Raw genomic sequence first — 24,935 nt, 5'->3', positions numbered from 1 at the left:
GTCAATCTGTCGAGTGAACTCCCGTTTCCGCCTACAAAATCATGACCTTCTGGCATGATCGCTTGGATATACACTCGGACAACGAGACTGACGGACAGTGACTGATGCCCTCCATCGATGAAATGACCACCTTCGCGGCGGAAAACCCGGTCGGAACCGTCGTCATATGCGTCATCTCCCTGGCCCTGCTCGTCGTGGCCAGCCTGGCCCTGCGCGCCGGCGCGCGCACCGGGGCGCAGCTCTTCAACCGCTTCGTGGCCCCCCGTCCCGTCGAGGACATCCTGACGATCGTGGCCGCCTGCATCGCGACGGGCGTGTCCGCGCAGGGCATGTGGCGCTTCTCGGGCGACGTCCTGGGCTTCGACGGCCCGCTGCGCATGCTGCTCTTCGCCTTCATCGAGGTCGCGGTCATCACCAGCGCGGTCCGCGCCCGCCGCAACATGCGCGAGAACTTCTCCGCCGGGATCGACGGGGTCGCGGTGTGGGCGCTCACCGGTCTCACGGCGGTCCTGTCCAGCATGGACGCGCGGAGCCTCCCCGAGGCGGTCTTCAGGCTCGCGGCCCCGCTGGTCGCCGCCTGGCTCTGGGAGCGCGGGATGGCGATCGAGCGGCACCGGATCACCGGACGCGGCAAGATCAACTGGCGGCTCACCCCCGAGCGGATCATGGTGCGGATCGGCCTGGCCGAGGTCAGCGACCGCACCGCCAGCGAGGTCGACGCGCACCGCAGGCTGACCCGGGTCGCACTCGCCGCCAAGCGGGCCCGCGCGCTGCGCGAGTCCGGCGCCTCAGACCGCAAGATGCGCCAGGCGCTGGCCAAGCTCGACCAGGCCATGGACCGCGCCGTGGAGCACACCGGCCTGGCCGTCGACCCGGTCCGCCAGGAGGCGCTGCTCTCGCAGATCGGCGCGCTGTACAACACCAACGGCCTGATCGACCTGAAGCCGAGGGTGCCGTGGGAGCCCGAGCGCCCCGAGCCGGTCGCGCACGCGCTGCCCGCCTCGCCCGCCGCGGGAACCGTCTCGGTGGGCACCCCGCCGCAGATCGACGAGGACGAGGACCAGGAGTTCGAGATGGTGGAGGACACCGGGCCGCAGCAGCCGGTGGACACCGCCCAGCGGGCCGCGCTGATGCGCGCCGCCCGCCGCTACTGGGACGAGCAGATCGAGCGCAAGTACGTCCCCCGGGCCGCCGACATCGCCGCCGAGACCGACATCTCGGTCGCCACGGCCCGCGAGTGGCGCGCCCTGTGGAAGCTGGAGCCCAGGGCCCACGCGCTGATCGAGGCCGCCTACAACGAGCACGGCATCATCGACACCGGCACCTTCCCCGCGATAGTCACCCCGGAGCCCATCCTCACCGTGAACGGTTCGGGCAGGCACTGAGACCGCCCGGCCGTCCGGCCGCCTCGCTCCTTGATCGGGAAGGGCGGCGGCTGGGTATGGTGGGGCTGTCGAACCAGAGCGCGGGCGGCGGGTTCGCCGGGACGGGGGCGTTCCGCGCTCGGCGCGGCCCCCGGGGTGACCGGGCGCGTTCGCGATGACTCGGGGAGGGGTGCCCGGGATGACCGTTCGTCCGTCCGGCGACCTCGGCGCGCTGGCCGAGGTGGCCGCCGTGGCGCTCGACTTCGACCCGGCCGACGCGCACGACGCGCACGCGCTGGTCGCGCGGTTGTCCGCGCCGCCGTCCGGCCGGGTGTGGACCTCGCTCGCCTCCGACGACGGGCTGGTGTTCGCCTCCCTGTCCGGGAAGGATCCCACCGTCGGGCACATCGACCTGATCGGGGTGCGTCCGGAGGCCAGGGGGCGCGGCCTGGGCACGCGCCTGGTGCGCGCGGCCGAGGAGTGGCTGCGCGACCACGGGGCAGAGCAGGGGCGCTTCGCCGGGAACCCGCCCTGCTATGCCTGGCCCGGCATCGACGTGCGCGCCACCCCCGCCGTGTGCCTGGCCGAGAGCCTTGGCTACGAGCGCTACCACGCGGCCTGGAACATGACCGCCGATCTCGCCGCGGATCTCGGCGTCGAGGCCGAGCTGGCGCGCCTGGCGGAGGCCGGCGTGACCGTGCGCTCCGCCGCGCCCGGTGAGCGCGCCCAGGTGGTCGCCTTCGCGCGCGAGCACTGGAAGGAGACCTGGGCCTGGGAGGCCGAGCACGCCACGGGCTGCCACTACGCCGTCCGGGGCGATGAGGTGATCGGCTTCGCGGTCTGGGGCTCGCGTCCCTCGTGGTTCGGCCCGACCGGTACGGCCGCCGCCGCGCGCGGCCTCGGGGTCGGCCGGGTCCTGCTGCGCCGCTGCCTGGCCGAGCAGCGTGACTCCGGGCTGACGGCCGCGCAGATCGCGTGGGTGGGTCCGCTGCGCTTCTATGCCAGGGCGGTCGGCGCCCGGGTCGAGCGGGTCTTCTGGCTGTATCGCCGTGACCTGCGGTGATGTGGCGCGGAAAGGCATCCGGCCGGGCCGGGCGACGAAGCTATTTTGCATAATGGAATCCCTTGATGAAAATTAGCGACCTGGGATGCCATGACTGAGCCACTTGCCGGACTGTCCACCGAGCAGAGCGATCCCCGTTACCGGCGGATCGACCGCCTGCCCACGGCGGAGGTCGTCCGGCTGATGAACGGGGCGGACGCCACGGTGCCCGCGGCGGTCGCCGAGGCCGTGCCCGCCATCACCGCGGCGATCGACGCCGTCGCCGGGCGCATGCGGCGCGGCGGGCGGCTGGTCTACGTGGGCGCCGGAACATCGGGACGGCTCGCCGTGCTGGACGCCTCTGAGTGCCCGCCGACCTTCGGCACCGACCCGGACCTGGTCCGCGGCGTCATCGCCGGGGGACCGGCCGCGCTGACCCGCTCGGTGGAGGGGGCGGAGGACGATCACGAGGGGGGAGCGGAGGCCATCGCCGCGCTCGGCCTGGGCCCGCTGGACTCGGTGGTCGGGGTGTCGGCCAGCGGGCGCGCGCCGTTCGTGCTGGGCGCGCTCGCCGAGGCGGCCCGGCGCGGGGCGCTCACCGTCGCCCTGTCGTGCAACACCGCCACGCCGCTGACGGCGGCGGCCGAGCACCCGATCGAGGTCGTCGTCGGACCCGAGGTGGTGGCCGGATCCACCCGGCTGAAGGCGGGCACCGCGCAGAAGCTGGTGCTCAACATGATCTCCACGATCGTGATGGTCAAGCTGGGCCGGACATACGGCAACCGGATGATCGAGGTGTCCGCGATGAACGCCAAGCTCGCCGACCGGGCGGTGCGGATGGTCGCGGACATCACCGGGGCCGACCCCGAGGTGGCGCGCACCGCCGTCGAGTCGGCCGGATGGGACGTGAAGACCGCGGTGGTGATGATCGGGCACGGCCTCGACGCGGGCGCGGCGCGGGTTCTGCTGGCGATGCACGACGACCGGCTGGACGCGGTGCTGCCCGCCGAGGCCGACCATGTCCGACCTTCCTGATCGCCTTCCTGATCGCCCTCCTGATCGCGCGCCGGCCGGGATCTTGGCGGTGGCGGTCCCGGACGTCTGCGCGGGCGCGGTGGCGTCGCCGGGCACGCCGGGATCTTCTCCACCGCCGCCGACGTACTCCGCCTGGGCGAGACCGTGCGCACCGGCGGGGAGCCGGTCCTGAGCCCGGCGAGCGCCGCCGAGATGCTCGGCGACCAGGGGATCGACGGCGCGGGGTTCCGCCAGGACCTGGGACTGCGGATCGGCGACCCCGCCGTGAGCGGCCCGCTGCCCTGCGCGTTCGGGCACTCCGGCTTCATCGGCACCTCGCTGGTCGTGGACCGGGAACGCGCACTGACCGTGGTGCTGCTCACCAACAACGTCCACCCCCGCGCGGCAGACCGGGCATCCGCGAACTACGCCACGCCGTGGCCGTGCACGCGCTACGGCACGCGGAGCTCAGCCGGTCGTGAGGCGCCGGGCGACGGCGCGGAACGTGGCGCGGGACACCCCGTTCGTGGCGATGTGCGCGGCTCCGGAGGGGGCTCCGGGCACGCCGGTCTCGACCACGATGGCGTCGGGCCGTCGCCGGACGGCCAGTGCGAGCAGTTCGCGCATCCAGGGGTGGCGGGCGGCGTCGTGGGCGACCAGGACCACCGGGCGCTCGGCGGGAAGATCGGGCAGCCGGGGGTCCACGGCGGTGACGGTGCAGGCCAGGGTGCCGGGGAGCGTCTCGGCTAGCGCGGCGGCAAGGCCCGTCGGAGCGCCGGGGTCGACGGCGAGGCTCATCCGGGCGGCGAGGTCCACCACGAGGGGCGGCGCGGTCAGGGCGGCCGGGGAACCGGTGACCCGAAGGGCCGCTCGGGCCGCCGCCAGGCCCAGCTCGCGATCGGGCGGCGCGGTGTCGGCGGTCGCGGCGGAGTGCCACTCGGCCAGAGCCCGCACCCTGTCGGCGGCCTTGGCGAGCCGGGACTCGGCCAGCCGTCCGGCGTGCACGGCCCCCACGATCGCGTCGCGCAGCGCGTGGACGCTCTCACCGGCGGGCGAGGGCGCCCCGGCGCAGATGGCGTCGGCTCCGGCGGCCAGCGCGCGCACCGCGATCTCGCCCGGCGAGTGCAGGGCCGCCACGGCGCGCATCTCGATCGCGTCGGTGACCAGCATGCCCTCGAAGCCCATCTCCTCGCGGAGCAGGCTGGTCAGCACACGGTGGCTGAGCGTCGCGGGCTGGTCCGGGTCGAGCGCCGGGACCAGCAGATGGCCGCACATCACCGCGCGCACCCCCGCGCGGATCGCCGCCGCGAACGGCGGCAGGTCGCGCTCGCGCAGCAGGTCGAGCGACGCGCGCACGGTGGGCAGGCCGTGGTGGGAGTCGGTGACGGTGTCGCCGTGCCCGGGGAAGTGCTTGGCGCAGGCGGCCACCCCGGTGCTCTGCAGCCCCCGGATCCAGGCCGCGGTGTGGTCGGCGACCGGCCCCGCCTCGGGCCCGAACGACCGCACGCCGATCACCGGGTTGGCCGGGTCGGCGTTCACGTCGGCCACCGGCGCGTAGTCCAGGGTGATCCCGGCGGCGGCGAGCATCCGGCCGATCTGGCGGGCCACCAGTTCGGTGCGACCGGTATCGCCGCCCACGCCCAGCGCCCGGTTGCCCGGCCAGGAACTGCCGGTGCGGGCCTCCATCCGGGTGACCGTGCCGCCCTCCTCGTCAACCGCCACGACGACCGAGGGGTTCTCCGCCCGCAGTGCGGCGACCAGGTCGGCCGTCTGCGCCTCGTCCGCGATGTTCCTGGCGAAGAGGACCGCGCCGCCGAGGCCGTCGGCGAGCGCGCGCCGCAGCCAGGCGGGCGGCTTGGTGCCGTCGAAGCCGGGCTGGAGCACGGCCATGGCCAGCCGGCTCAGGTCGGGGCTGTGGTGCACGGCGTGGCCCTCCGGGCATGCAGGAAATCTACGCGGGACTCTATCGTGGTGAAAACGCCCTCCGGTCCGCCCGGTGCGTCCTCGCCGGCGCGCGGCGCGGCCGGCGAGGACGCGGGCGGTCACTCGCCGGTGTAGAGAATCGCGTCGACCTCGATGTCGAAGCCGTTGAGCGCCACCGGGATGGTGGTCCTGACCGGCGGGTCGGGGTGGCCGAAGTACTCGGCGTAGATCTCGTTCATCTCCGGGAAGTCGGCGAAGTCGCGCAGGTAGACGCCGACCCGCACGGCCTGCGACAGGTCGGCGCCCGCCGCCTCGGCGACCCGGGCCAGGTTGGTGAACGCGGCCCTGGCCTGGTCGGCGAACGGCCCACGCACCCAGGTGCCGTCGGGCAGGACCGGGCAGGCGCCCGCGAGATAGACATGGTCCCCGGCCACGACCGCCTGGCTGTAGGGGCCTCCGGGCGGTGCGGCCTGGTCCGTGCTGATCGCCTTCTTGGGCATGGATGTGTCACCTTTCGTTCGCGTCGTTCGCGGATGCGGAACCGAGCCGCTCTCCCGTGCTCCGGTCGAACCTGGACGCTCCCGTGAGGTCGAAACGGGCGCGGCAGGGGGTGCCGGCGGGAAAGAAGACATCGCCGGGCATCCGAGCGTAGTGGAGATCACGGGACGGCCGCCCGCCGCCCTCCGGCGAGTCGGGCCTGGACGAGATCCTCAAGCCGGCCGGGCCCGCCCCCGCCCGCGAGGAGATCTTCGCCCGGGACATCACCGAGGTGCTGGACGACCTCATCGAGGCCGAGATCACCGCCACCGGCCGCACGGTCGCCCTGATGACCCGCGAGGACAAACTCGACGTCCCGCGCTTCCTCGACGGCAAGGGCGCCTTCAAGCGCGCCGTGGACCGCGTCGCCCGGCGGCTCGCGGGTGACCGCCTGCAACTACCTGGAACAGATCCGGGCCGAAACCTCCTGATCCCGGCCCGGGACCACGGTCAGGGCCGGTCGAAGAGCTTTTCGAACCTGCGCAGCTGGGGTTCGGTCGGCATGTCACGCGCTCCCGGGGGTGCCGATGGCCGGCCCTGCGCCGGCCGCCGCACGAAAAGTATCCGGTCGATCGCGTGGAGTCATCGACCCGGATGCCCTTGTCCGACCGACCGGCTACACCGGGAGGCGGGGCCTCAGGCCGCCGAGGGCGTGGGGAGCGCCGGTGAGGGCGTGGGACGCGCGGTCTTGCCCGCCGCGGGGTCGATCTTGGTGAGCAGCGTGAGCATGTGGTCGATCTGTGCGGACAGGCCCCTGCTGAGCAGTCGCGCCTGCTCGACGGTCGCCGGGTTCGTCCCGGTCGAGGCCTCGGTGTTGGCCATCTGCACGCCGTCGTCGTGGTGGGCGATCAGCAGTTGCAGGAAGTCCCGGTCGAACTCCGCGGGCGGGGCGTCGTTCAGCGCCTTGATCTTCTTCTTGGCGGTCTGGGGGAGCCCGCCGTGCGCGTCGTGGGCCTCCTTGCCCACGGTGAGCGGCTGCTCCCAGGCGTACAGGCGCTCGGTCATCTGGAAGGCCTCGGCGGCCTGCGTCACCGAGATGGCCTCCGCCATGGTCTTGACCTGAGGGTCGGTGGCCTTGCGGGCGGCCAGCCTGGCGATCTCGATGCTCTGCCGGTGGTGCGGGATCATCATCTGCAGGAACATCACGTCAGCCGCGTTGACGGGCCCCGAGGCCGAGGTGTTCGGCGCGGTGGGCTCACCGGCGCCGATGGCCGTGGCACCGCCCGCGCACCCGGCGAGGAGCAGTGTCGCGGCGATGGTCAACGCCGTGACCAGGTGCTTCATGCGGAGCTCCCCTGGGGGGTCGGGAGGCGGGCGGTGCGGGTATGGCGAGCGCCCGGGCGGACGGGGAGGGGATCCGCCCGCCCGGACGCGGTCAGAGACGCTGCCAGAGCGAGGCGGCGTTCGGCGGCTCCCAGCCGGCCAGCGCGGTGTGCGCCTGCAGGCACTGGTAGGTCAGGCCGCCGTAGGTGACCCGGTCACCCGCGCGGTACGCGGTTCCGCCGGCCCAGGTGCCGCCCGTCGTCGGGGTCGGCGTGGGAGTGGGGGTCGGGGTGGGAGTGGGGGTGGGAGTGGGGGTGGGCGTCGGCGTGGGGGTGGGCGTCGGCTGGGTGCCGCCACCGAAGTCAACGTCGGAGCAGGTGTAGAACGCCTCGTCGCTGTACAGCACGCGCTGCCAGATCGAGTAGATCAGGTGGCGTCCCGTCCGCTGCGGGAGGTTGAGCGTCCAGTTGGTGAACGTCGTGGGGTTCTGGTTGTTGAAGTTCTGGAGGGGGACGAGGTCCGCCCACCGCAGCGGCATGGTGGGGTTCCAGCCGTCACGGGTGATGTAGAACTCGAAGTTGCTGCCGCCGTGGGGCGCGGTCGCGTGATAGGTGATCGTCATGGGGCCGGGGGAGACCTTGACGGCAGGCCAGTCGTTCCGGGCCAGGTCGAGGCCGCGGAACTTGTCGCGGCCCGCGCTGCAGAGCTTGCCGTCGGGGATGAGCTCACGGTGCCTGCCACCGGCGGTGAGCAGGGAGACCTCGTTCCAGTCGTAGAAGGCCTGGGTGCCTCCCGCGGCGCGGGCTGCCTTGCAGGCTTCGGACTTGGGCGTCTCGGGGCCTTCCGTCTTGCAGACGTAGACGCGGCTCGGCGGGTTCGACATGGAACCGTGCGCGGCGGCGGGGGTGGCGGGAAGCACGACGGCGATGGCGACCAGCGGGATGGTGGTCGCGAGAGCGGTCTTCAGACGGACGTGCACTGGTGCTCCTGCGGTGTTGGGGGGTGAGGCGCAGGTTATTAAAAGGAAACCTTACTAAGAATTAAACTAACCACGGCCCCGCGTCGGCGCAAGCGATTCGGCTCGGTCTCCGCGAACCGCCTGCTCGGAGCGGCGGTGCCGACGGGCCCGGCGGTGCCCCCCGCCGGGATTCGGGCTCATTACACGACAGCATGACACAAAGAGAGCCTCGATTGGGGCGAGCCGACGGGACAGGCGCGGCGGAAAGACGACAAACTAGAGCCATGGCAATGGACGTCATCGGAGTGACGGGTGCGAGCGGGCAACTCGGCGGAAGGATCGCGGCGCGGCTCGCCGGGCGAGGACAGCCGCTGCGGTTGGTGGTGCGAGACCCGGCGCGAGCCCCGTCGCTGCCCGGCGCCGGGGTCGCCGTCGCCTCCTACCAGGACCCGGCGGCCCTGCGGCAGGCGCTCGACGGAGTCGGCACCCTGCTGCTGGTCTCGGCCACCGAGGCGGCCGACCGGCGCGAGCAGCACGCCATCGCCGTCGACGCGGCGGTGGCGGCGGGCGTGGCGCGGATCGTCTACACGTCCTTCACCGGGGCGGCCCCCGACGCCGCGTTCACCTTCGCCCGCGACCACTGGTACACGGAACAGCACATCCGCGAGACCGGGATCGGCTTCACATTCCTGCGCGACAACCTCTACATGGACCTGATGCCGTCCCTCGCCGACGATGAGGGGGTCATCCGCGGCCCGGCGGGCGACGGCAGGGCGGGCGTGGTCGCCCGCGACGACATCGCCGACGCGGCGACCGCGGTGCTCCTGGACCACGCCCACGACGGCGCTACCTACGACCTCACCGGGCCGCAGGCGCTGACCATGACGGAGGTCGCCGAGGAGATCACCCGCGTCACCGGGCGCGAGGTCGTCTACCAGGCCGAGACCGTGGAGGAGGCGTACGCCTCGCGGGCCCGCTACGGCGCCCCCGACTGGGAGGTCGAGGGCTGGGTGACCTCCTACACGGCCATCGCCGAGGGCGAGCTCGACCTGGTCACCGACGCCGTGGCCACGCTGGCCGGGCACCCGCCCATCTCGTTCGCCGACCACCTCGCTGCCGGGAAGGGGTGAGCCCTACACCGAGGCGGGCCGCTTGCTGTTGACCTCCATCGCGTGCTGCACCAGGGTGATCAGCACCTCCTTGCCGGACTCACGCCGCCGGGCGTCGCACAGCACGACCGGCAGCGAGGGGCTCAGCCCGAGGGCGAGCCTGACCTCCGCCACGTCGTACTGCCGCGCGCCGTCGAAGCAGTTCACCGCGACGATGAACGGCGTGCCCCGGCGCTCGAAGTAGTCCACGGCGGGGAAGCAGTCGGCGAGCCGCCTGGTGTCGGCGAGGATGACCGCGCCGAGCGCGCCCGCCGACAGCTCGTCCCACATGAACCAGAAGCGCTCCTGGCCGGGGGTGCCGAACAGGTAGAGAACGTAGTCGTCGCCGAAGCTGATCCGGCCGAAGTCCATGGCGACCGTGGTGGTGTTCTTCGCCTCCACCCCGGCCACGTCGTCCACGCCGACGCTCCGGTTGGTCAGCAGTTCCTCCGTGCGCAGCGGCCGGATCTCCGAGACCGCGCTTACCAGGGTGGTCTTGCCGACCCCGAAGCCGCCCGCGACCAGCAGTTTGATCGCCGTGGGCAGCCTCCTTCCCGGCTTGCCGCGCTCAGAGCGCTCGTAGTCCATCAAGCACCGCCTCGTACATTCTCCGGTCGCGCATGTCGACTTCGGGTTGTGGGTCCTGCACCGTGACGAATCCCCTGTCCAGGAGATCACCGAGGAGCACCCGGATCGTGCCCGCCGGCAGGTCCAGGTGCGCCGCGACCTCGGCCACCGACAGCGGCACCTGGCAGAGCCGCACGATGGCGAGGTGTTCGGGGTTGAGGCCGACCTCCTTGGTGCCGACCGGCCGGATGGAGGCGACGAGCGAAATCAGGTTGAAGTCCCCTCTGATCGGCTCGGTCCTCCCGCGCGTCATGACGTACGGGCGGACGACGGGCCCGGCCTGGTCGTCGAGCCAGGCGTCCTCCGGCGGCTCTTCGTTGAAGTTCATCGTGACGCGTCGCTCCCCACCGGCTCGCTGCCGCGCGCCGGCGTGGTGAGGTACTGGCCGACCCGCGTGACCATCATCGCCATCTCGTAGGCGACCACGCCCACGTCCGCGTCCTGCCCGCACAGCACGGCCAGGCAGGTGCCCTGACCGGCCACGGTGACCAGCAAATACGCCTGGCGCAGCTCGATGATGGTCTGACGGACCTTCCCGCCGCCGAACCGCTCGCTCACGCCCCTCGCCAGGCTCTGGATGCCGGCCGCCACGGCGGACAGGTGCTCGGCGTCCGCCCGTTCCAGATCCCGTGAGCAGGCCATCAGCAGCCCGTCGTTGGACAGCACGATTCCGTGTCTGGCCTCCCTGGTCCGATCCACCAGGTCGTCCAGCAACCAGGCCAGGTCGGCGGGTGAGGCGGTCTTCTGGGTCACGCGTCGTCCTCTTTCTACTTACTCATGAGTGCTTACGCGGGATTCCGTGTCCGATGACCACGCCGAGACGACCGGTGCGGGTCACGGCGAGTCGGGACGGTCCCAGCCCGGACGGCGGTCGGCGCTGTGCCGGGGAGCGTGGCCGTAGTCCTCCACGCGGGCCTGCTCGGCGGCCATCCGGCCGCGCATCGTCCCCGACTGGTACGAGCCCATGATCCGGCGGATCTCCTCGGGATCACGCTCGTCCTCGTCCGCCTCGCTCACCGGCTCGGGCGGCGCGGGCTCGGCCCGCAGCGCCGGGGCCAGGCTGGCCTGAGGCACCCGGAACGGCAGGCCGCCGGGGGTGAAGGAGGGCTGGTCGGACTCTCCGCCCGGTGTTTCGTCGTCGTGGCGAGGGTGGGTTTCCCCTCCGAAGGACCGGTCCCCGCCACCGAAGCCGCCTCTGTCGGCTCTGTCGCCCAGGTCTTCGTCATCGTCGCCGGGCAGGTCGGCCGGCAGATCGTGCCTGCGCGGCAGGGCCGGCAGGACGGGCAGGCCGTTCCTGCCGGGGTCGGTGTGCGCCTCCCCGCCGGTGGTCGCCGTCAGGGCCGGCTTCGCCGATGGCTCCGACATGCTGCTCGTCTCCCCCAATACAGCGGTCCTCCGGGCGATCGCCGGGTCACCGCCCCCCGGGCCCGTGACGCCCTCGGCGGTGAGGGTGATCGCGGGGCCCGAACCGGCGCCGCGCCGGGAGGCGCCGCCCTCTTCCGCGAGGACGATGTCCGGGGGGAGGAGGATGACGGCGGTGGTGCCGCCGTACGGCGAGCCCTTCAGTGACACCTTGATGCCGTGCCGCTCGGCCAGCCGGCTGACCACGAACAGGCCCAGGCGGGAGGTGTCCCTGAGGTCGAACTCGGGCGGGTTGTCGATCCGGTCGTTGGCGGCCTGCAGGTCGGCCGCGCTCATGCCCAGCCCGCGGTCCTCGATCTCGATCACGTAGCCGTTGGCGACGATCTGCCCGTGCACCTCCGCGATGGTGTACGGCGGCGAGTACGACACGGCGTTCTCGATCAGCTCGGCGAGCAGGTGGATGACGTCGCCGACGGCGCGGCCGACCAGTGAGACCTCGCCCATGGGCGGCACGGTGACGCGGGTGTAGTCCTCGACCTCGGCCAGCGCGCCGCGCACGACGTCGATCATCGGGACCGGGCGGCGCCAGGAACGCGCGGGGGACGCGCCGGAGAGGACGATCAGGTTCTCCGCGTTGCGCCGCATGCGGGTGGCCAGGTGGTCGACCCGGAAGAGGTCCTTCAGGTCGCCCGGGTCGCTCTCCCTGCGCTCCATGGTGTCCAGCAGCGCGAGCTGCCGGTGCACCAGCGACTGGGTGCGCCTGGCCAGGCTGAGCAGGATCTCACGGATGCTCCGGCGCAGTTCGGCCTGTTCGACGGCGACGCGGATCGCGGTCTCCTGGACGTCGTTGAACGCCTGGCCCACCTGGCCGATCTGGTCGTCGCCGAAGCGCAGCGGCGGCGCCTCCGCCGCGACGTCCACCTTCTCGCCGCGGCCCAGACGGGCCACGACCCGGGGCAGCCGCTCGTGCGCCAGCTCACCGGCCGCGGTGCGCAGCCGGTCGAGTTGCCGCACGAGGTCGCGCGCCGTGGTGATGGACAGCACGACGGACGCGATGACCGCGAGCAGGCCGAGACCACCGGCCAGGACCAGCCGGACGATGACGGCGGTGGCGATGGGCGCGGCCCGGTCCACCAGGCGGTCGCCCGCCGCGGTGACCGCCTGGTCCATCTCGCGCAGCGCCGTCTCGGTGACGAACCGCCACTGGTTGGCCGGCAGCGCCGGGCGCGTGTCCGCCTTGTTGATCCGGATGACCAGGTCCTCCAGATTGCGGACGCGTTCCTGGGCGCCGCTCTTGATGAGCCGGTCGTAGGCTCCGGCGTCCACGCCGCCCAGCGCGGTCACCGCCTTGTCGTGCAGGTACCGGCGGACGCCGACGAACTGGACGAAGCGTTCGTACTGCGTCGCCTCGAACCGGCCGCGGGCGAGCGTGCCGGCCAGGATCGCGTCCTCCTGGGCGAAGACCTCCTTGGCCCGGTACATCTCGACGAGCGCCCGGGCGTCCTGGGCGAATTCCTGGTCGTCGAGCGTGGTCAGGATGTCGTACGTGTAGATCATGGAGTCGGCCAGCTCGGTGTAGGAGTTGGCTGCCGTGTCCCTGGAGATCCGCTGCTCGTCGATGGACTTCCTGGTGTTGCCCAGGGTGCCCAGCATCCGTTTGACGTCGGCCAGGTGACGCTCGACCTCGGGGCTGGCCGCGAGCTGCACGTCGCCCGCCTCGGTCCGCTCCTTGAAGTTCGCCAGCGCGGCGTCGGTGCGCTTGCGCTGCGAGAGCAGCGCCTGGCGCTGACGGTGGTCGCCAAGGAAGACGAGCGACGCCCGCCGCTCCTTCTGCGTCTCGGACACCAGCGCCTCGGTGGGTTCGGAGACGCCGGTGTCCAGGGTGCTCACCCAGAGCAGGTTGACGCCTTCGCGCAGGGTCACCCAGGCCGCGAACACCCACAGTGCCGCCAGGGACAGCAGCAGTGCGACGACCTTGGTTCCGACGCGGGATTTGCGCAGACGCATACTGACCCATTCTGCGTGAGGGGATTTACCGCATCACGGTTCATGGCAATTGCCGATTGCCGACCGGGGCGAGGGACGGCGTGGCCGGAACCCACGCCAGACCCCTGGAACCTTAGCAATCACGGTAAATCGGCTCAAGTCACCTCGGCGATCCGCGCGGACGATGTCTGGGTATGTCGTAGCGAGTGAATAATGCGTGGTTATGCACCTTTGCTGGTGACTTCACAATGAGTTGCGGTCATAGGAATAGAGGGCGGCGAGCACCGCCGCCCGGACGATGGCGCCGGGAGCGTACAGATCCTTGTCGTGCCACAACGCCGGGTCGGCCCCCTTCTCGTCGAGTCCGGCGAGCAGGAACGCGCGACCGCGAGCCAGCGCGGCGGCCGGCGCCGCCTTACGGCCCTGCCGGGTCAGCAGCAGGATCTGCATGGCGTAGGCGGTCTCCTCCGGAGTTCCCGACCACCTGCCCCACGACCCGTCCTCGCGCTGCGTGTCGAGCACCCACGCGACGGCCCGCCCTACGGCGAGCGCCGACCGCTCGCCGCCGAAGTCCGCCAGTGCGAGCACGCAGCAGCACGTGGCGTAGTACGGCGACGCGTGCCACCGGTCCGACCAGCACCCGGTGGTCTCCTGGCGGTCGCGCAGCCAGGAGGAGATCCGGGCGATCTGCGCCGCGTAGCGGGGCAGGGCCGCGGGCTCGGCCGCGCAGTACTGCCCGAAGGCGTCCAGCACGTGCGCGTTGACCGTGAGCGAGACGCCTTCCTCCCCCTGCCAGGTGCAGAAGTGGGTCGGCGTCTCGTAGGCGAGCAGGCTCGCCGGGTCGTACGGCCGTCCCAGCAGCGCCAGCGCGTAGAGCGCCACCGCCGTGGTGTCCGCGTCGGGGGGCAGCCCGGCTCCGGCGGGCGTGCCCTGCGGGTCGCTGGCCGCGGACAGGGTCCACAGCACGTGCTCCGGCACGGCCAGCGGCATCCCCGCCCTGGCCAGGTTGCTCAGCACCCAGCCGCGCTCGAACACGGTGACCGGGATGCCGCACGGCACTGGTCCGCCATGCCTGCGCACCACGGACTCCAGATGCCGCCTGGCCGGGTGGCCGGGCTCCCGCTCCCCGCGCCCGGCCAGCCACGCGGCGGTGGCCGCCGGGGACGCGCCGACCGAGCCGATCGGCGTGAGCGTCGCCCCCGCCGCGCCGGCGGCGCCGTCACCGGCGACCTCCAGCGCGTGCATCAGCTTCTGCGGCACCCGGCCGCCCGCGGCCAGGCGCGCCCGCAGCGACTTCAGCACCTTGCCGTCCGCCTGGGGAGGCGGGCGCAGCCGCCCGCTCCCCGCGAACCGGTCCAGCCCGGGCGGAGGATCGGACCGCAGCCGTTCCAGGTGCGCGTTGATCAGATCGGTCAGCGAGGAGGTGATCAGCTCGATGGCGGGCGTGTCCGGCAACGCCGGACTGGCCGGCCCGTTCAGCCACCCGAAGGCGGCGGACAGGCCGCGGCCCGCGCTCGCCGCCAGGCGTTCCCGCCCCTCCCGGCCGCGCGGGGTGAGCGCCGCGCCGAGCAGCGCCTCGGTGGCGCTGAGGGTGGGCACCAGCGCATAGGCGCCGGGACCGCCCCAGGCGCCGTCCGCCCGCTGCGCGCCGACCAGATAGTCGATGCGCTCGCCGTGCCCGGTCAGCCAGGGCGCGAACGTCACCATGCGCCCGGTCTCGTAGGTGGAGGGGGAGACCGTCCCCCATGGTTCGGTGGTCAGACCCGTGATCAGCTCTGTGGCGCGCCCGGCCAGGCCGGGACCGGGCGCGCGGCTGGAGTCGATCGTCAAATCTCTCCCCAGTAGTCGCCGCCCTGCCAGAAGCCGGCGACGAAGTCCATCTGCCCTTCCATGTAGTCGGCCAGATGGGGGTGGGCCGGGCGGACCTCACGCAGCAGCCCGCGGGCCCGCGTGGTCAGCGCCACGACCCGCCGTTCCACTTCCTCTCTGCCGACGCCGAGGCGCAGCGCGTTGAGGTCGCCCCAGCGGACGTCCCTCTCGTAGGTCGCCAGATCATTGATCAGCCGGATCACCCGCTGCACCGCGTGGCTCGCCTCCCGTACCTCCGCGACGCGCATCCCCTCCGGCACGCTCGTGGAGATCCAGAAGGCGGTGAAGACGCACGAGAAGGCGACACTGTCGGCGTTGGCGAGGTACTCCTCGAACCCCGGCGCCGTCTCAGCGGCCCTCCAGTCCCACTCGCGGGTCATCCCGCCGAGCATCCGCTCGAACTCCTCGCGCCAGACCGGTTCCAGGGTGGGGAAGGCCGGTGTCTCGGCGAGCTCGGCGCGGATGTCGCCGAGGAACGCGGTGAGGTCGTCACCGGGCTCGGCGGGTGCTCCCGTGGCGACCGCCAGGCACCGCAGGGCGGTCTCGCGGGCCTCGCCGGGCGAGGACGCCAGGTAGTCCATGTGCCAGTCCAGGCCGAACGACCAGAGGGTCATCCGGGCGGCGGTCCGCAGTTCCGCCGCGGACATCCAGTGGCCGCTGAAGGCCAGCGTGACCGACAGCGTGCTGAACAGCGTGGCATCGAACGGCTTGGCGGAGAACAGGGTCGGATAGGCGTCGCACCAGTCGCGCATTTCGCGCTGGATCCGTCCCGCGACGGCGCAGATCCTGCCGTTGCGCGCCGCCTGTGCTCCGATCGTCTCCGCCGCCGTCCCGATGGGGGAGGGCGTCACCGTGCCCCCTGCGGCTCGAAGGGGGTCAGGGTGAGACGTACCTGCTGGGCCGGGCGCAGGGTCACCGCGACCTCCGGCGTGACGGGGGCCGGGTCGGCGAGCGCGGGGCGGAAGCGGCTCATGATCCCGGCGATGATGAGCATCGCCTCCTGATAGAAGACGTGCATGCCCATGCACTGGTGCTGGCCGCCGCCGAACGGCATGTAGGCGAACTTGTGCCGCAGCCGCGCGCGCTCGGGGGTGAACCTCTCGGGGTCGAAGACCAGAGGGCGCTCGAACGCCGACTCCAGCCGGTGGGTCAGGTAGGGGCTGAGGATCACGCTGCGACCGGCTTTGAGCGTCACGTCCCCGACGACGGTCGGCTCGACGACGGTCCTGACGAAGACCCACCCGGTGGGGTAGAGCCGCAGCACCTCCTGCATGACCATCTTGGTGTAGACGAGGTCGGGCAGGTGCGACCCGCGGATCCGGTCGCCGCCGGTCACCCGGGTCACCTCCTCGTGGAGTTTGGCGATCACCTCGGGGTGCCCGGCCAGCGCCGGCCAGAACCAGGTGAGCGCCATGATCGCGGTCTCGGTGCCGACCGCGAACATGGTGACGAGGTTGTCGCGGACCCAGTTCTTGGGCAGGGTGCGCCCGCCGTCCTGGTTCCAGGCCCGGCAGAGCGCGGACAGGATGTCGTCGCCCTGGCTCGGCGTGACGCTGTACTTGCGAATCAGCGGCGCGGCCAGCGCGTCGAAGGTGCGCACCACCCGGCGCAGCGCGGCGTCCCCTGGCAGCGGCACCCAGTCGGGCATCACCGGCAGCATGATCCGGATCACCACGGCGGTGGCCATGGTGTCCAGCGCCGCCATCAGCTCGTCGGCGTCCCGCATGGAGATCGTGTCTCCGAAGAAGTCTCTGATCAGGATGCCGGAGACCAGCTTGGTCAGCTCCGTCGCCGCGTCGATCGGGTCACCGGAGGCGGTGCGGCGGCTCATCTCCTCCACGGCCTCCGCCACGGAGTCGGCCATCGAATCGGCCAGCGTCCCCACGTATCGGGGGGTGAACATCGGTTGCAGGGTGCGGCGGCTGGACGACCAGGTAGCGCCTTCGGACATGATGCTGCCCTCGCCGAACAGCCGGCGCAGCGGCTTCCAGAACACTCCGGCGCGTACGAATCTCCCGGAATCTGTGAGGACGCGCTGTACGTGGTCGGGGCTGGTGACGAGATACGGACGGAAGGTGCCCAGATTGAGCTGGACGATCTCGTCCCCCGCCTCCTTGCCGATGCCGTCGAGCGTCGCGACTGGCTCCCGGACCATTTGCGGAACGATGCGATGAAATGGTAGCGATCTTGCGTGACGTACGGGTGCGGCGTGCTGGGTTCGCATGGTCGGGGGTCCCTCACCTTTGACTGATGCGTAGCGTCACATCGCGAACGCGGCCCGTGACCGATTTCGCCCATGCGGCTGCGAGGGCGGCTTCGCCGGGCGGAGGTCATGCCGCGGCAGACCGGTTGACTGTCCTGACACGTATCCTCGACTCAAGGTTCGCGTGTGTTGCGTGAAGTATCACACGATCTACCGATCGTGAACAAGATCTACCTTCTTGTGACCCGAATCCTGTTACGGGTGATAAATCCCATAATGAAAGTGAAGGGGGTTGTTTGAGAGGTGAGGGGCCCTCGATCGTGGGGTGTGCGCGACGAGTACGTTGGGGATCTCCGCTATGAGACGGCTCGTCGAACGTGAGGTAGCTCAGTGTCTCTCGACGCATCACCGGCTGCGCCCACGTTCGTCGAGCGGGCGCAGACCCTGGTCCTTCCCGCGCTCCGCGAGGCGGTGCGCACCCTGCATCCGTGGCAGGCCGAAATCGCCGGATACGCGTTCGGCTGGGCGGGCGAGGGCGTCCCGGCCGCGGGCGGTTCGGTCGCCGGCGGCGGTAAGGGACTACGCCCGGCGCTCGTTTTGGTGTGCGCGCGGGGTGTCGGCGTACGGCCCGAGGCCGCCGTCCCCGCGGCGGTGGCCGTCGAGCTGGTGCACGCCTTCTCCCTGATCCACGACGACATCATCGACGGCGACGAGCGTCGGCGGCATCGCGCCTCGGTATGGAAGAAGTACGGCGTGGGCCCCGCGCTGCTGGCCGGGGACGGCCTGCTGGCGCTGGCGATGCGCACCCTGGCCGCCGCCCCCGTCTCCGAGCGCGCCACCCGCCACCTGTCGTCGAGCCTGATGGAGATCGTCCACGGCCAGTCCGACGACGTGCTCTTCGAGCGGCGCGCCTGGACCGGCGGCGAGGCGGTGACCATGGAGGAGTACGCCCGGATGGCGGGCAGCAAGTCCGGCGCGCTGCTGGCCTGCGCCGCCGCGCTGGGCGCGGCGCTGGGCGGCGCGGCGGACACCGTGGTCGAGCGGCTGGCCGCCATGGGCCGGCAACTGGGCATCGCCCTGCAGATCGTGGACGACCTGCTGGGCATCTGGGGCGAGCAGGAGGTCACCGGCAAGCCGGTGCTGAGCGACCTGCGGCGCGGCAAGAAGACGCTGCCCGTCGTGGCGGCCCTCACCTCCGGCGAGGCCCAGGCCGGACGGCTGGCCGGGCTGCTGGCCGACGTCCCCGGCGGCGGGCGGGAGCCGGAGCAGGATTCGCTGCGCGCCGCCGTCCGCCTGATCGAGGAGGCCGGGGGGCGGCGGATCGCGGAACGCCGCGCGGTCGAGCACGTCGAGACGGCCCTGGGCATGGCCGCGCGGGTGCTGGATCGCGACGCGGTGCAGGAACTGCGCGCGTACGCCGCCTACCTGGTCGGCCGCACTCGCTGACGCAGGCGGGCAGGTTTCGGACACTCGACCGGATCCCTCACAAAATCGTCAAATGTGAAAGTTCATCTGGTTAGAGCTATTGCTGCAGGTCAGACAGCTTTTTGTCAAGAATTGTCCGGACGTCTGTGGGTAATGGTTTAGGATCCATCACTTATCAGGCGCTCCAGCAGGAGTGGCCGACCGGCGACCCCCAGGGAGCGTGAGTGGGTCACGACGTGGAACAGGACGGCGGCCACCTGCCCGGGTCGCACGGAGAGCATGTGCTGCAGTCCCTCTTCGACACCCGGGCCAGGGCGGAGAACTTCTACCGGCGCCAGGTCGCCGAGCATCTGACCGTGCCGATGCGCGAGTTCATCGGCCGCCAGGAAATGGCCTTCGTCGGCACCGCCGACGCGTCGGGCAACTGCGACACCACGTTCAGATCCGGGCCCGCGGGATTCGTCCGCGTGCTCGACGAGACGACTCTCATATATCCGGAGTTCCGCGGCAACGGCGTCCTCGCCAGCCTGGGCAACATTCTGGAGAATCCGCACGTCAGCCTGTTGTTCGTGGACTTCTTCGACGACCTCGCCGGGTTGCACGTGAACGGCAGGGCCACGATCACCACCGCCCTGGACGCCCACCGCCGCTACGGCCTCGCCGCCGCCGACCGCACCGCGCCCGGCCGTCCCGCCGAACGGTGGGTCAAGGTGGACGTCGAGGAGGCGTACATCCACTGCTCCAAGCACATCCCCAGGCTCGCCAGGAAGGACCGCAAGGACGGCCCCCGGCCCGCCTCGGGCGACTACTTCGGCCTCGCCAGGGAAGTGGCCGCCAGACCCCCACGTGAGGAGGAACGGCCGACGCCGACGCCATGACCCTCGACACCGCCCTGATACGGCGTAGCTGGTCCCTCGTCGAACCCCGCGCGGACAAGGTCGCCGCCGACTTCTACGGCCTGCTCTTCTCCCGCCACCCGGACATCAGATCGATGTTCCCCGCCGCGATGGACCACCAGCGCGACCGGCTGCTGCACGCGCTGACCCGCGTGGTGCTGAACCTCACCGAGATCGACGGCCTCACCGGCTACCTGGCCCAGCTCGCCCGGGACCACCGCAAGTACGGCGTGCGCCCCGAGCACTACCCCCTCCTCGGCGCCTGCCTGGTCAAGGCCATGCGGGTGAACGCCGGGGGCGACTGGCCCGCCGGCGCCGACGAGGCCTGGACGGACGCCTACGACCTCATCGCCACCACCATGATCGAGGCGAGCGAGGCGGACTCGCGGACCGCTCCGCCTTACTGGAACGCGGAGGTGGTCGGCCACGAACTCCGCTCGCACGACCTGGCGGTCGTCATCGTCCGGCCCCAGCAGTCCTATCCCTTCCAGGCCGGGCAGTACGCCACCCTGCAGACCCCGCAGTGGCCCAAGGTGTGGCGGTCCTACTCGATCGCGAACCCGCCGCGCGAGGACAACCTGCTCTCCTTCCACGTGCGGGTCGTCCCCGGCGGATGGGTCAGCACCGCGCTCGCCCACCGCACCCGTGTGGGCGACACGCTGCTGCTCGGCCCGCCCAGGGGCTCGATGGTGCTCGGCCGCAGCGACTCCCCTCACCTGGTCTTCGTCGCGGGCGGCACCGGGCTGGCCCCGCTCAAGGCGATCATCGAGGAGACCGCCTGGATGCACGACCGGCCGTCCGTGGACCTCTTCCACGGGGTGCGCCGCCGCGACCAGGCGTACGACCTTCCCGATCTGCTCCGCCTGCGCGAGCAGCACGGCCGGATGCGTTTCGTCCTCGCCGTATCCGACGACCCCGCGCACCCGCCGAGGGAGAGCGTCGCCGAGACCGTGACACGGCACCGCGTGTCCGCCGACAGCGAGATCTTCATCTGCGGTTCGCCCGGCATGGTGCAGGCCTCCACGGCGCGTTTACTGCGCATGGGCGTGCCGGGACACAAGGTGCACACCGAGGCGGTGGACGAGAACGGCCTGGCCCTTCCGTGGGCCGCGCCGTCCGTCGGCCGCTAACGCACAGGCCGTGTTCACCCTCCGGTAACCGGGACTTCCTACCCTCCATGGGCATGAGCTGGAAACGCAAGGTCAACGCGACCCTCGAAGGGATCACGGGGTACAACCTGACGCGTGCCGAGCGGGCCGCCCGCGAGGCGGCCCGCAGAAGCGCGCCCCCGCCCGCCCCGAAGGTGCCGCGCGCCGCCATGCTGCCGCCGAGGATGCCGGACGACGAGATACGCGAACCCGGTGAACCCGGCGACCGGCTGCTCGTCGCCCCCGTGTTCGTGCTGTCCCCGGTGCGCTCCGGCTCCACGCTGCTCCGCGTGATGCTCAACAGCCACAGCCAGATCCACGCTCCGCACGAGCTGCACGTGCGGCGGATCACCGTCAACCTGGCCACCGACCCGGTGCAGCAGGCCATGCGGGCGCTCGGCCACACCCACAGCGACGTGGAGCACATCCTGTGGGACCGGCTGCTGCACCGGGAACTGGCCAGGAGCGGCAAGCGGGTGCTGGTGGAGAAGACGCCGAGCAACGTCTTCGCCTATCCCCGCCTGGCGGCCTGCTGGCCCGACGCCCGGTTCGTCTTCCTGCTGCGCCACCCGCTGTCCATCGCCACCTCCTGGCACGAGGCCGACCCGCAGGCCCGCCCGATGCCCGAGGCGGTGCGGCACACCTTCCAGTACATGAAGTACCTGCGCGACGCGATGCGCGACCTTCCCGGCCTGCGGCTCACCTATGAGGACCTCACCGCCGACCCCGAGGCGCAGACCAGGCGCATCTGCGAGTTCCTCGGACTCGACTGGGAGCGCGGCATGCTGGAGTACGGCGGCCACTCCCACGGCGACTTCGTCAAGGGCATCGGCGACTGGCGCGACAAGATCCGCACCGGCACCGTGCAGCCCGGCCGTCCGCTTCCCGGAGAGGACGAGATCCCCGAGCAACTCGTCGAGATCTGCCGGGACTGGGGCTACCTCTCTCCATAACGTCTTGGGTGTACCCAGGCAATACTCAGGATCCGTTGTTAACCTCCCCGTTCATGAACTGGAAGCGCAAGGTCAACGAAACCGTCGGTGGACTGACCGGATTCCGCTTCAGCCGTGCCCAGACCACGACCGCGCCCGAGCGCGTGGCGACCCTCTCGGAGCGGCCGTCGGCCGCGGCCGACGATCTGGTCCGTCCGCCCGCCGACCCGGAACACGACCGCCTGGTCGACCCGGTGTTCCTGCTGTCGCCCGTCAGGTCGGGGTCCACGCTGCTGCGCGTGATCCTGAACAGCCACAGCCAGATCCACGCCCCGCACGAGCTGCACGTGCGGCGGCTGACCGTTGGATTCGGGACCGCGCTCGCCGAGAAGGCGATGGACGCCCTCGGCCACAACCAGGCCGACCTGGAGCACCTGCTCTGGGACCGCGTCCTGCACCGGGAACTCGTGTTGTCCGGTAAGAAGATCGTCGTGGACAAGACCCCCGCCAACGCCTTCGCCTACAAAAGGCTCGTGGCGTGCTGGCCCAAGGCCAGGTTCGTCTTCCTGCTGCGCCATCCGGTGTCGATCGCCACGTCCTGGCACGAGGCGAGCCCGGACCGCCGCGACAAGGACGCCGCGATCGCCGACGCGCTGCGCTACATGAAGGCGGTGGAACGCGCCCGCGCCGCGCTGACCGGCCTGACCGTGCGCTACGAAGACCTCACCGCCGACCCCGAGGCGCAGACCAGGCGCATCTGCGAGTTCCTCGGCCTCGACTGGGAGGCGGGGATGCTCGACTACGGCGGCGAGGGCACGAAGTACGTCAAGGGCCTCGGCGACTGGAAGGACAAGATCCGTTCCGGCGCCGTGCAGCCCGGCAGGGCACTGCCCACGCCCGAGGAGGTTCCCGCCGCGCTCAAGGGCATCTGCCTGGCCTGGGGATACGCCGCATGATCGAGCAGGACCGCCCGGCCGGGCCCGCCCCGCACGCGGAGGTGGAGCGGATCTGGCCGGAAGAGGGCGACATCCGGGTGCTCGGCCGGCTGCACGGACTGCCCGGCGAGGCGCCCCAGGAGGGGTGGCGGGTGACGCTGACCCTGCGCGAGCCGCGCGGCCCCAAGGCCGAGTGGCCCGCCGTGGTGTCCGGCCTCGACTTCGAGGCCGTCGTGCCGATCTCCGGCCTGGCCGCGCCGGAGTCCCCGGAGAAAGGGGTGTGGGACGTCCACCTGACCGCCGGCGACACCCGGCTGCGGGTGGGAAGGCGGCTGGACGACATCCGGGACAAGGCGACGATCATGATCTACCCCGCGCAGACCTTCGAGTCGGCGGCCGGGCCCGTCGAGGTCCGTCCCCGCTACACGGTGAACGAGAACCTCTCCATCGACTACGGGCGGGTGCCGTGAACCGCCTGAAGATCCGCTACCTGCTGCTGCACGCGTACGGCATGGGCGGCACCATCCGCACGGTGATCACCCAGGCCAACGCCATGGCCGCCGCCGGGCACGACGTCGAGTTGGTCAGCGTGGTGCGCCGCCGCGAGCGCCCGCAGTTCGCCATCGACGAACGGGTGCGGCTGTGGGCGCTGGTCGACCAGCGCGCGGGCGTGCAGGAGCCCACGCTGGCCGCCCGCGTGGCGCGCAGGCTGCGCGGCGGGGCCGTGCCCAGGGGCGAGTTCGCCGCCCGCTACTTCACGCCCGCCGTCGAGCGGGCCACGGCGAGCTGGATCGCCGGGCTCGACGACGGCGTGCTGGTGACCACCCGGCCGGGGCTCAACCTGCTGTCCGCCCGCTACGCGAACCGCGACGTGGTCCGGGTCGCGCAGGAGCACATGAACCTGTCCACGCACCGGCCCGCCGTGCGCGCCGCGGTGCTGCGCTTCTACGACAGGTTCGACGCGGTGGTGGTGCTCACCGAAGGCGACCGCAAGGAGTACCAGGAGGCCATCCCGGGGGCGCGGGTGGAACGCGTCCCCAACTCGGTCCACTCCCTGGACCAGCCGCACTCCGACCACACCGGCAAGATCGTCCTGGCCGCCGGGCGGCTCTACCCGCAGAAGGGCTTCGACATGCTCCTCCCCGCGTGGGAGGAGGTCGTGCGCGAACACCCCGACTGGCAGTTGCGGATCTTCGGCACCGGCCCGAAGAAGGACCGCCTGCGCGCCCAGATCGAACGGCTGCGGCTCTACAACAACGCCTTCCTGATGGGCCGGACCGAGCACTTCCACGACGAGCTGACCAGGGCGTCGGTGTTCGTGCTCAGCTCCCGTTTCGAGGGCCTGCCGATGGTGATGATCGAGGCCATGTCGCACGCGCTGCCTATCGTCAGCTTCGACTGCCCGACCGGCCCCGCCGACGTCATCACCCATGGCAAGGAGGGCCTGCTGGTCCCGCCGAAAGACGTCCAGGGACTCGCGGAGGCGCTGAAGACCGTGATCGCGGACCACGGGCTGCGCGAACGGATGGGGGCGCGGGCCGCCAAGACGGTCACCACTTACGCCCCTGCCTCGGTCATGCCACGCTGGGAGGCGTTGTTCTCCGAGCTGAGCGCGGCGCGAACCCGGCGGTGACCGCGGCGCTCCGGCCTGCCACGGGGTGAGATCCGCATGCTGACCGGCATCGACGTCTCCGACCGGCAGGGCGCGCCCGACTGGGGCGCCCACGCCGGGACGGGGGTCGCGTTCGCGTTCGCCAGGGCGAGCGAGGGCGCCGCCGTCACCGACGCGTCGTTCGGGCGGAACTGGACGGCCATGCGCGAGCACGGTCTGGTCCGCGGTGCCTACCACGTCGCCAGGCCGAAGTCCGGCGCCGAGCCTGCGGCCGGGCACTTCCTGGCGGTCGTCGAGTCGGCGGGCGGGCTCGCCGCCGGTGACCTGCTCGCCCTCGACCTGGAGAGCTCAGGCGGCCTGCCCCCGGCGGAGGTCGCCGCCTTCGCCGTGGCGTGGTGCGAGGCCGTCGAGCGCCGCACGGGGGTGCGCCCCTTCGTGCGCACCTACGCGTCGTTCGCGCTGGCGGGCAACTGCGCCGGGCTCGGCGGGCACCCGCTGTGGATCAGTTCCCCTGGCAGGCCGCCGGGCGATCCCGAGGTCCCCGCGCCCTGGCGCGCGTGGCGGATCCACCAGTACGCGCACAGCCCGCTGGACCTGAACGTGTTCCCGGACGGCCTGCGGGAGCTGACCGCGCTCGGTCTCGGCCCCCGGTAACATGCGGTGTACTCAGTCGTCCAACGCGATCTAGGAG

24 protein-coding genes and 1 pseudogene are annotated in these 24,935 nt (G+C 71.7%); 13 read left to right on the top strand and 12 right to left on the bottom strand.

Going from position 1 to position 24,935, the window contains the following annotated elements; all coding sequences use genetic code 11:
- The first annotated feature begins 122 nt into the window (after nucleotides 1-122).
- The 4 genes and pseudogenes from P3X83_RS05395 to P3X83_RS05380 all read left to right on the top strand — a co-directional run.
- The gene (locus P3X83_RS05395) at nucleotides 123-1,385 is read left to right on the top strand and encodes a hypothetical protein (RefSeq protein WP_277303734.1); all 1,263 of its coding nucleotides are present in this window, start codon (nucleotides 123-125) and stop codon (nucleotides 1,383-1,385) included.
- A 178-nt stretch (nucleotides 1,386-1,563) separates the two neighbouring features.
- On the top strand, nucleotides 1,564-2,427 hold the full coding sequence (locus P3X83_RS05390) for a GNAT family N-acetyltransferase (RefSeq protein WP_277303733.1): 864 nt from the start codon (nucleotides 1,564-1,566) through the stop codon (nucleotides 2,425-2,427).
- A 90-nt stretch (nucleotides 2,428-2,517) separates the two neighbouring features.
- Nucleotides 2,518-3,441: an N-acetylmuramic acid 6-phosphate etherase gene (gene murQ, locus P3X83_RS05385; RefSeq protein WP_277303732.1), complete on the top strand. Its 924-nt coding sequence runs from the start codon at nucleotides 2,518-2,520 to the stop codon at nucleotides 3,439-3,441.
- A gap of 66 nt (nucleotides 3,442-3,507) precedes the next feature.
- A pseudogene (locus tag P3X83_RS05380) lies at nucleotides 3,508-3,774 on the top strand (serine hydrolase); the annotation flags it as partial.
- A gap of 114 nt (nucleotides 3,775-3,888) precedes the next feature.
- Here the strand turns inward: P3X83_RS05380 and P3X83_RS05375 are convergent.
- From P3X83_RS05375 to P3X83_RS05355, 5 genes are all read right to left on the bottom strand, one after another.
- Nucleotides 3,889-5,343: a glycoside hydrolase family 3 N-terminal domain-containing protein gene (locus tag P3X83_RS05375; protein WP_277303731.1), complete on the bottom strand. Its 1,455-nt coding sequence runs from the start codon at nucleotides 5,341-5,343 to the stop codon at nucleotides 3,889-3,891.
- A gap of 119 nt (nucleotides 5,344-5,462) precedes the next feature.
- Nucleotides 5,463-5,843: a RidA family protein gene (locus P3X83_RS05370; protein WP_277303730.1), complete on the bottom strand. Its 381-nt coding sequence runs from the start codon at nucleotides 5,841-5,843 to the stop codon at nucleotides 5,463-5,465.
- A gap of 158 nt (nucleotides 5,844-6,001) precedes the next feature.
- The gene (locus P3X83_RS05365) at nucleotides 6,002-6,277 is read right to left on the bottom strand and encodes a hypothetical protein (protein WP_277303729.1); all 276 of its coding nucleotides are present in this window, start codon (nucleotides 6,275-6,277) and stop codon (nucleotides 6,002-6,004) included.
- A 239-nt stretch (nucleotides 6,278-6,516) separates the two neighbouring features.
- Entirely contained in the window at nucleotides 6,517-7,164 is a 648-nt protein-coding gene (locus P3X83_RS05360) for a DUF305 domain-containing protein (protein ID WP_277303728.1), read from the bottom strand.
- A 91-nt stretch (nucleotides 7,165-7,255) separates the two neighbouring features.
- The gene (locus P3X83_RS05355) at nucleotides 7,256-8,122 is read right to left on the bottom strand and encodes a lytic polysaccharide monooxygenase (RefSeq protein WP_277303727.1); all 867 of its coding nucleotides are present in this window, start codon (nucleotides 8,120-8,122) and stop codon (nucleotides 7,256-7,258) included.
- Between the two features lie 263 nt (nucleotides 8,123-8,385).
- Between P3X83_RS05355 and P3X83_RS05350 the strand changes: the two genes are divergently transcribed.
- A complete protein-coding gene (locus P3X83_RS05350; RefSeq protein WP_277303726.1) occupies nucleotides 8,386-9,231 on the top strand; it encodes an SDR family oxidoreductase in 846 nt (281 codons plus the stop codon).
- A gap of 3 nt (nucleotides 9,232-9,234) precedes the next feature.
- On the opposite strand, the gene P3X83_RS05345 is transcribed toward P3X83_RS05350, so the two are convergent.
- The 7 genes from P3X83_RS05345 to P3X83_RS05315 all read right to left on the bottom strand — a co-directional run bounded on the left by P3X83_RS05345 (nucleotide 9,235) and on the right by P3X83_RS05315 (nucleotide 17,248).
- Nucleotides 9,235-9,837 (bottom strand): ATP/GTP-binding protein, encoded by a 603-nt coding sequence (locus P3X83_RS05345; RefSeq protein WP_277303725.1) that lies wholly within the window; start codon nucleotides 9,835-9,837, stop codon nucleotides 9,235-9,237.
- Nucleotides 9,818-10,204, bottom strand: coding sequence for a DUF742 domain-containing protein (locus P3X83_RS05340; RefSeq protein WP_277303724.1), 387 nt, complete (start codon nucleotides 10,202-10,204; stop codon nucleotides 9,818-9,820). Before P3X83_RS05340 ends, P3X83_RS05345 begins: the two co-directional genes overlap by 20 nt.
- Nucleotides 10,201-10,629: a roadblock/LC7 domain-containing protein gene (locus tag P3X83_RS05335; RefSeq protein WP_277303723.1), complete on the bottom strand. Its 429-nt coding sequence runs from the start codon at nucleotides 10,627-10,629 to the stop codon at nucleotides 10,201-10,203. Before P3X83_RS05335 ends, P3X83_RS05340 begins: the two co-directional genes overlap by 4 nt.
- Nucleotides 10,630-10,710: 81 nt before the next feature.
- On the bottom strand, nucleotides 10,711-13,245 hold the full coding sequence (locus tag P3X83_RS05330) for a sensor histidine kinase (RefSeq protein WP_277303722.1): 2,535 nt from the start codon (nucleotides 13,243-13,245) through the stop codon (nucleotides 10,711-10,713).
- 222 nt (nucleotides 13,246-13,467) lie between these two features.
- Nucleotides 13,468-15,054, bottom strand: coding sequence for a prenyltransferase/squalene oxidase repeat-containing protein (locus tag P3X83_RS05325; RefSeq protein ID WP_277303721.1), 1,587 nt, complete (start codon nucleotides 15,052-15,054; stop codon nucleotides 13,468-13,470).
- A complete protein-coding gene (locus P3X83_RS05320; protein ID WP_277303720.1) occupies nucleotides 15,051-15,944 on the bottom strand; it encodes a terpene synthase family protein in 894 nt (297 codons plus the stop codon). The genes P3X83_RS05325 and P3X83_RS05320 overlap by 4 nt, the downstream gene beginning before the upstream one ends.
- Entirely contained in the window at nucleotides 15,941-17,248 is a 1,308-nt protein-coding gene (locus tag P3X83_RS05315) for a cytochrome P450 (RefSeq protein WP_277303719.1), read from the bottom strand. The genes P3X83_RS05320 and P3X83_RS05315 overlap by 4 nt, the downstream gene beginning before the upstream one ends.
- A 438-nt stretch (nucleotides 17,249-17,686) precedes the next feature.
- On the opposite strand from P3X83_RS05315, the gene P3X83_RS05310 reads away from it, so the two are divergent.
- The 8 genes from P3X83_RS05310 to P3X83_RS05275 all read left to right on the top strand — a co-directional run bounded on the left by P3X83_RS05310 (nucleotide 17,687) and on the right by P3X83_RS05275 (nucleotide 24,898).
- The gene (locus tag P3X83_RS05310) at nucleotides 17,687-18,742 is read left to right on the top strand and encodes a polyprenyl synthetase family protein (protein WP_277303718.1); all 1,056 of its coding nucleotides are present in this window, start codon (nucleotides 17,687-17,689) and stop codon (nucleotides 18,740-18,742) included.
- Between the two features lie 203 nt (nucleotides 18,743-18,945).
- The gene (locus tag P3X83_RS05305; RefSeq protein ID WP_277303717.1) at nucleotides 18,946-19,599 is read left to right on the top strand and encodes a pyridoxamine 5'-phosphate oxidase family protein; all 654 of its coding nucleotides are present in this window, start codon (nucleotides 18,946-18,948) and stop codon (nucleotides 19,597-19,599) included.
- Nucleotides 19,596-20,747, top strand: coding sequence for a globin domain-containing protein (locus P3X83_RS05300; protein WP_277303716.1), 1,152 nt, complete (start codon nucleotides 19,596-19,598; stop codon nucleotides 20,745-20,747). The genes P3X83_RS05305 and P3X83_RS05300 overlap by 4 nt, the downstream gene beginning before the upstream one ends.
- Nucleotides 20,748-20,800: 53 nt before the next feature.
- The gene (locus P3X83_RS05295; protein WP_277303715.1) at nucleotides 20,801-21,718 is read left to right on the top strand and encodes a sulfotransferase; all 918 of its coding nucleotides are present in this window, start codon (nucleotides 20,801-20,803) and stop codon (nucleotides 21,716-21,718) included.
- A gap of 53 nt (nucleotides 21,719-21,771) precedes the next feature.
- The gene (locus P3X83_RS05290) at nucleotides 21,772-22,653 is read left to right on the top strand and encodes a sulfotransferase (RefSeq protein WP_277303714.1); all 882 of its coding nucleotides are present in this window, start codon (nucleotides 21,772-21,774) and stop codon (nucleotides 22,651-22,653) included.
- Entirely contained in the window at nucleotides 22,650-23,102 is a 453-nt protein-coding gene (locus P3X83_RS05285) for a hypothetical protein (protein WP_277303713.1), read from the top strand. The genes P3X83_RS05290 and P3X83_RS05285 overlap by 4 nt, the downstream gene beginning before the upstream one ends.
- On the top strand, nucleotides 23,099-24,265 hold the full coding sequence (locus P3X83_RS05280) for a glycosyltransferase family 4 protein (RefSeq protein WP_277303712.1): 1,167 nt from the start codon (nucleotides 23,099-23,101) through the stop codon (nucleotides 24,263-24,265). Before P3X83_RS05285 ends, P3X83_RS05280 begins: the two co-directional genes overlap by 4 nt.
- A 36-nt stretch (nucleotides 24,266-24,301) precedes the next feature.
- Complete coding sequence (locus tag P3X83_RS05275) at nucleotides 24,302-24,898, top strand: glycoside hydrolase family 25 protein (protein ID WP_277303711.1); 597 nt, start codon at nucleotides 24,302-24,304, stop codon at nucleotides 24,896-24,898.
- Nucleotides 24,899-24,935: the final 37 nt, after the last annotated feature.

It is taken from the genome of Spongiactinospora sp. TRM90649 (genome assembly GCF_029382225.1).
Lineage (GTDB): Bacteria > Actinomycetota > Actinomycetes > Streptosporangiales > Streptosporangiaceae > Spongiactinospora.
The sequence above is the reverse complement of the archived record's forward strand: the minus strand, read 5'-3'. Positions and strand labels throughout refer to the sequence as shown.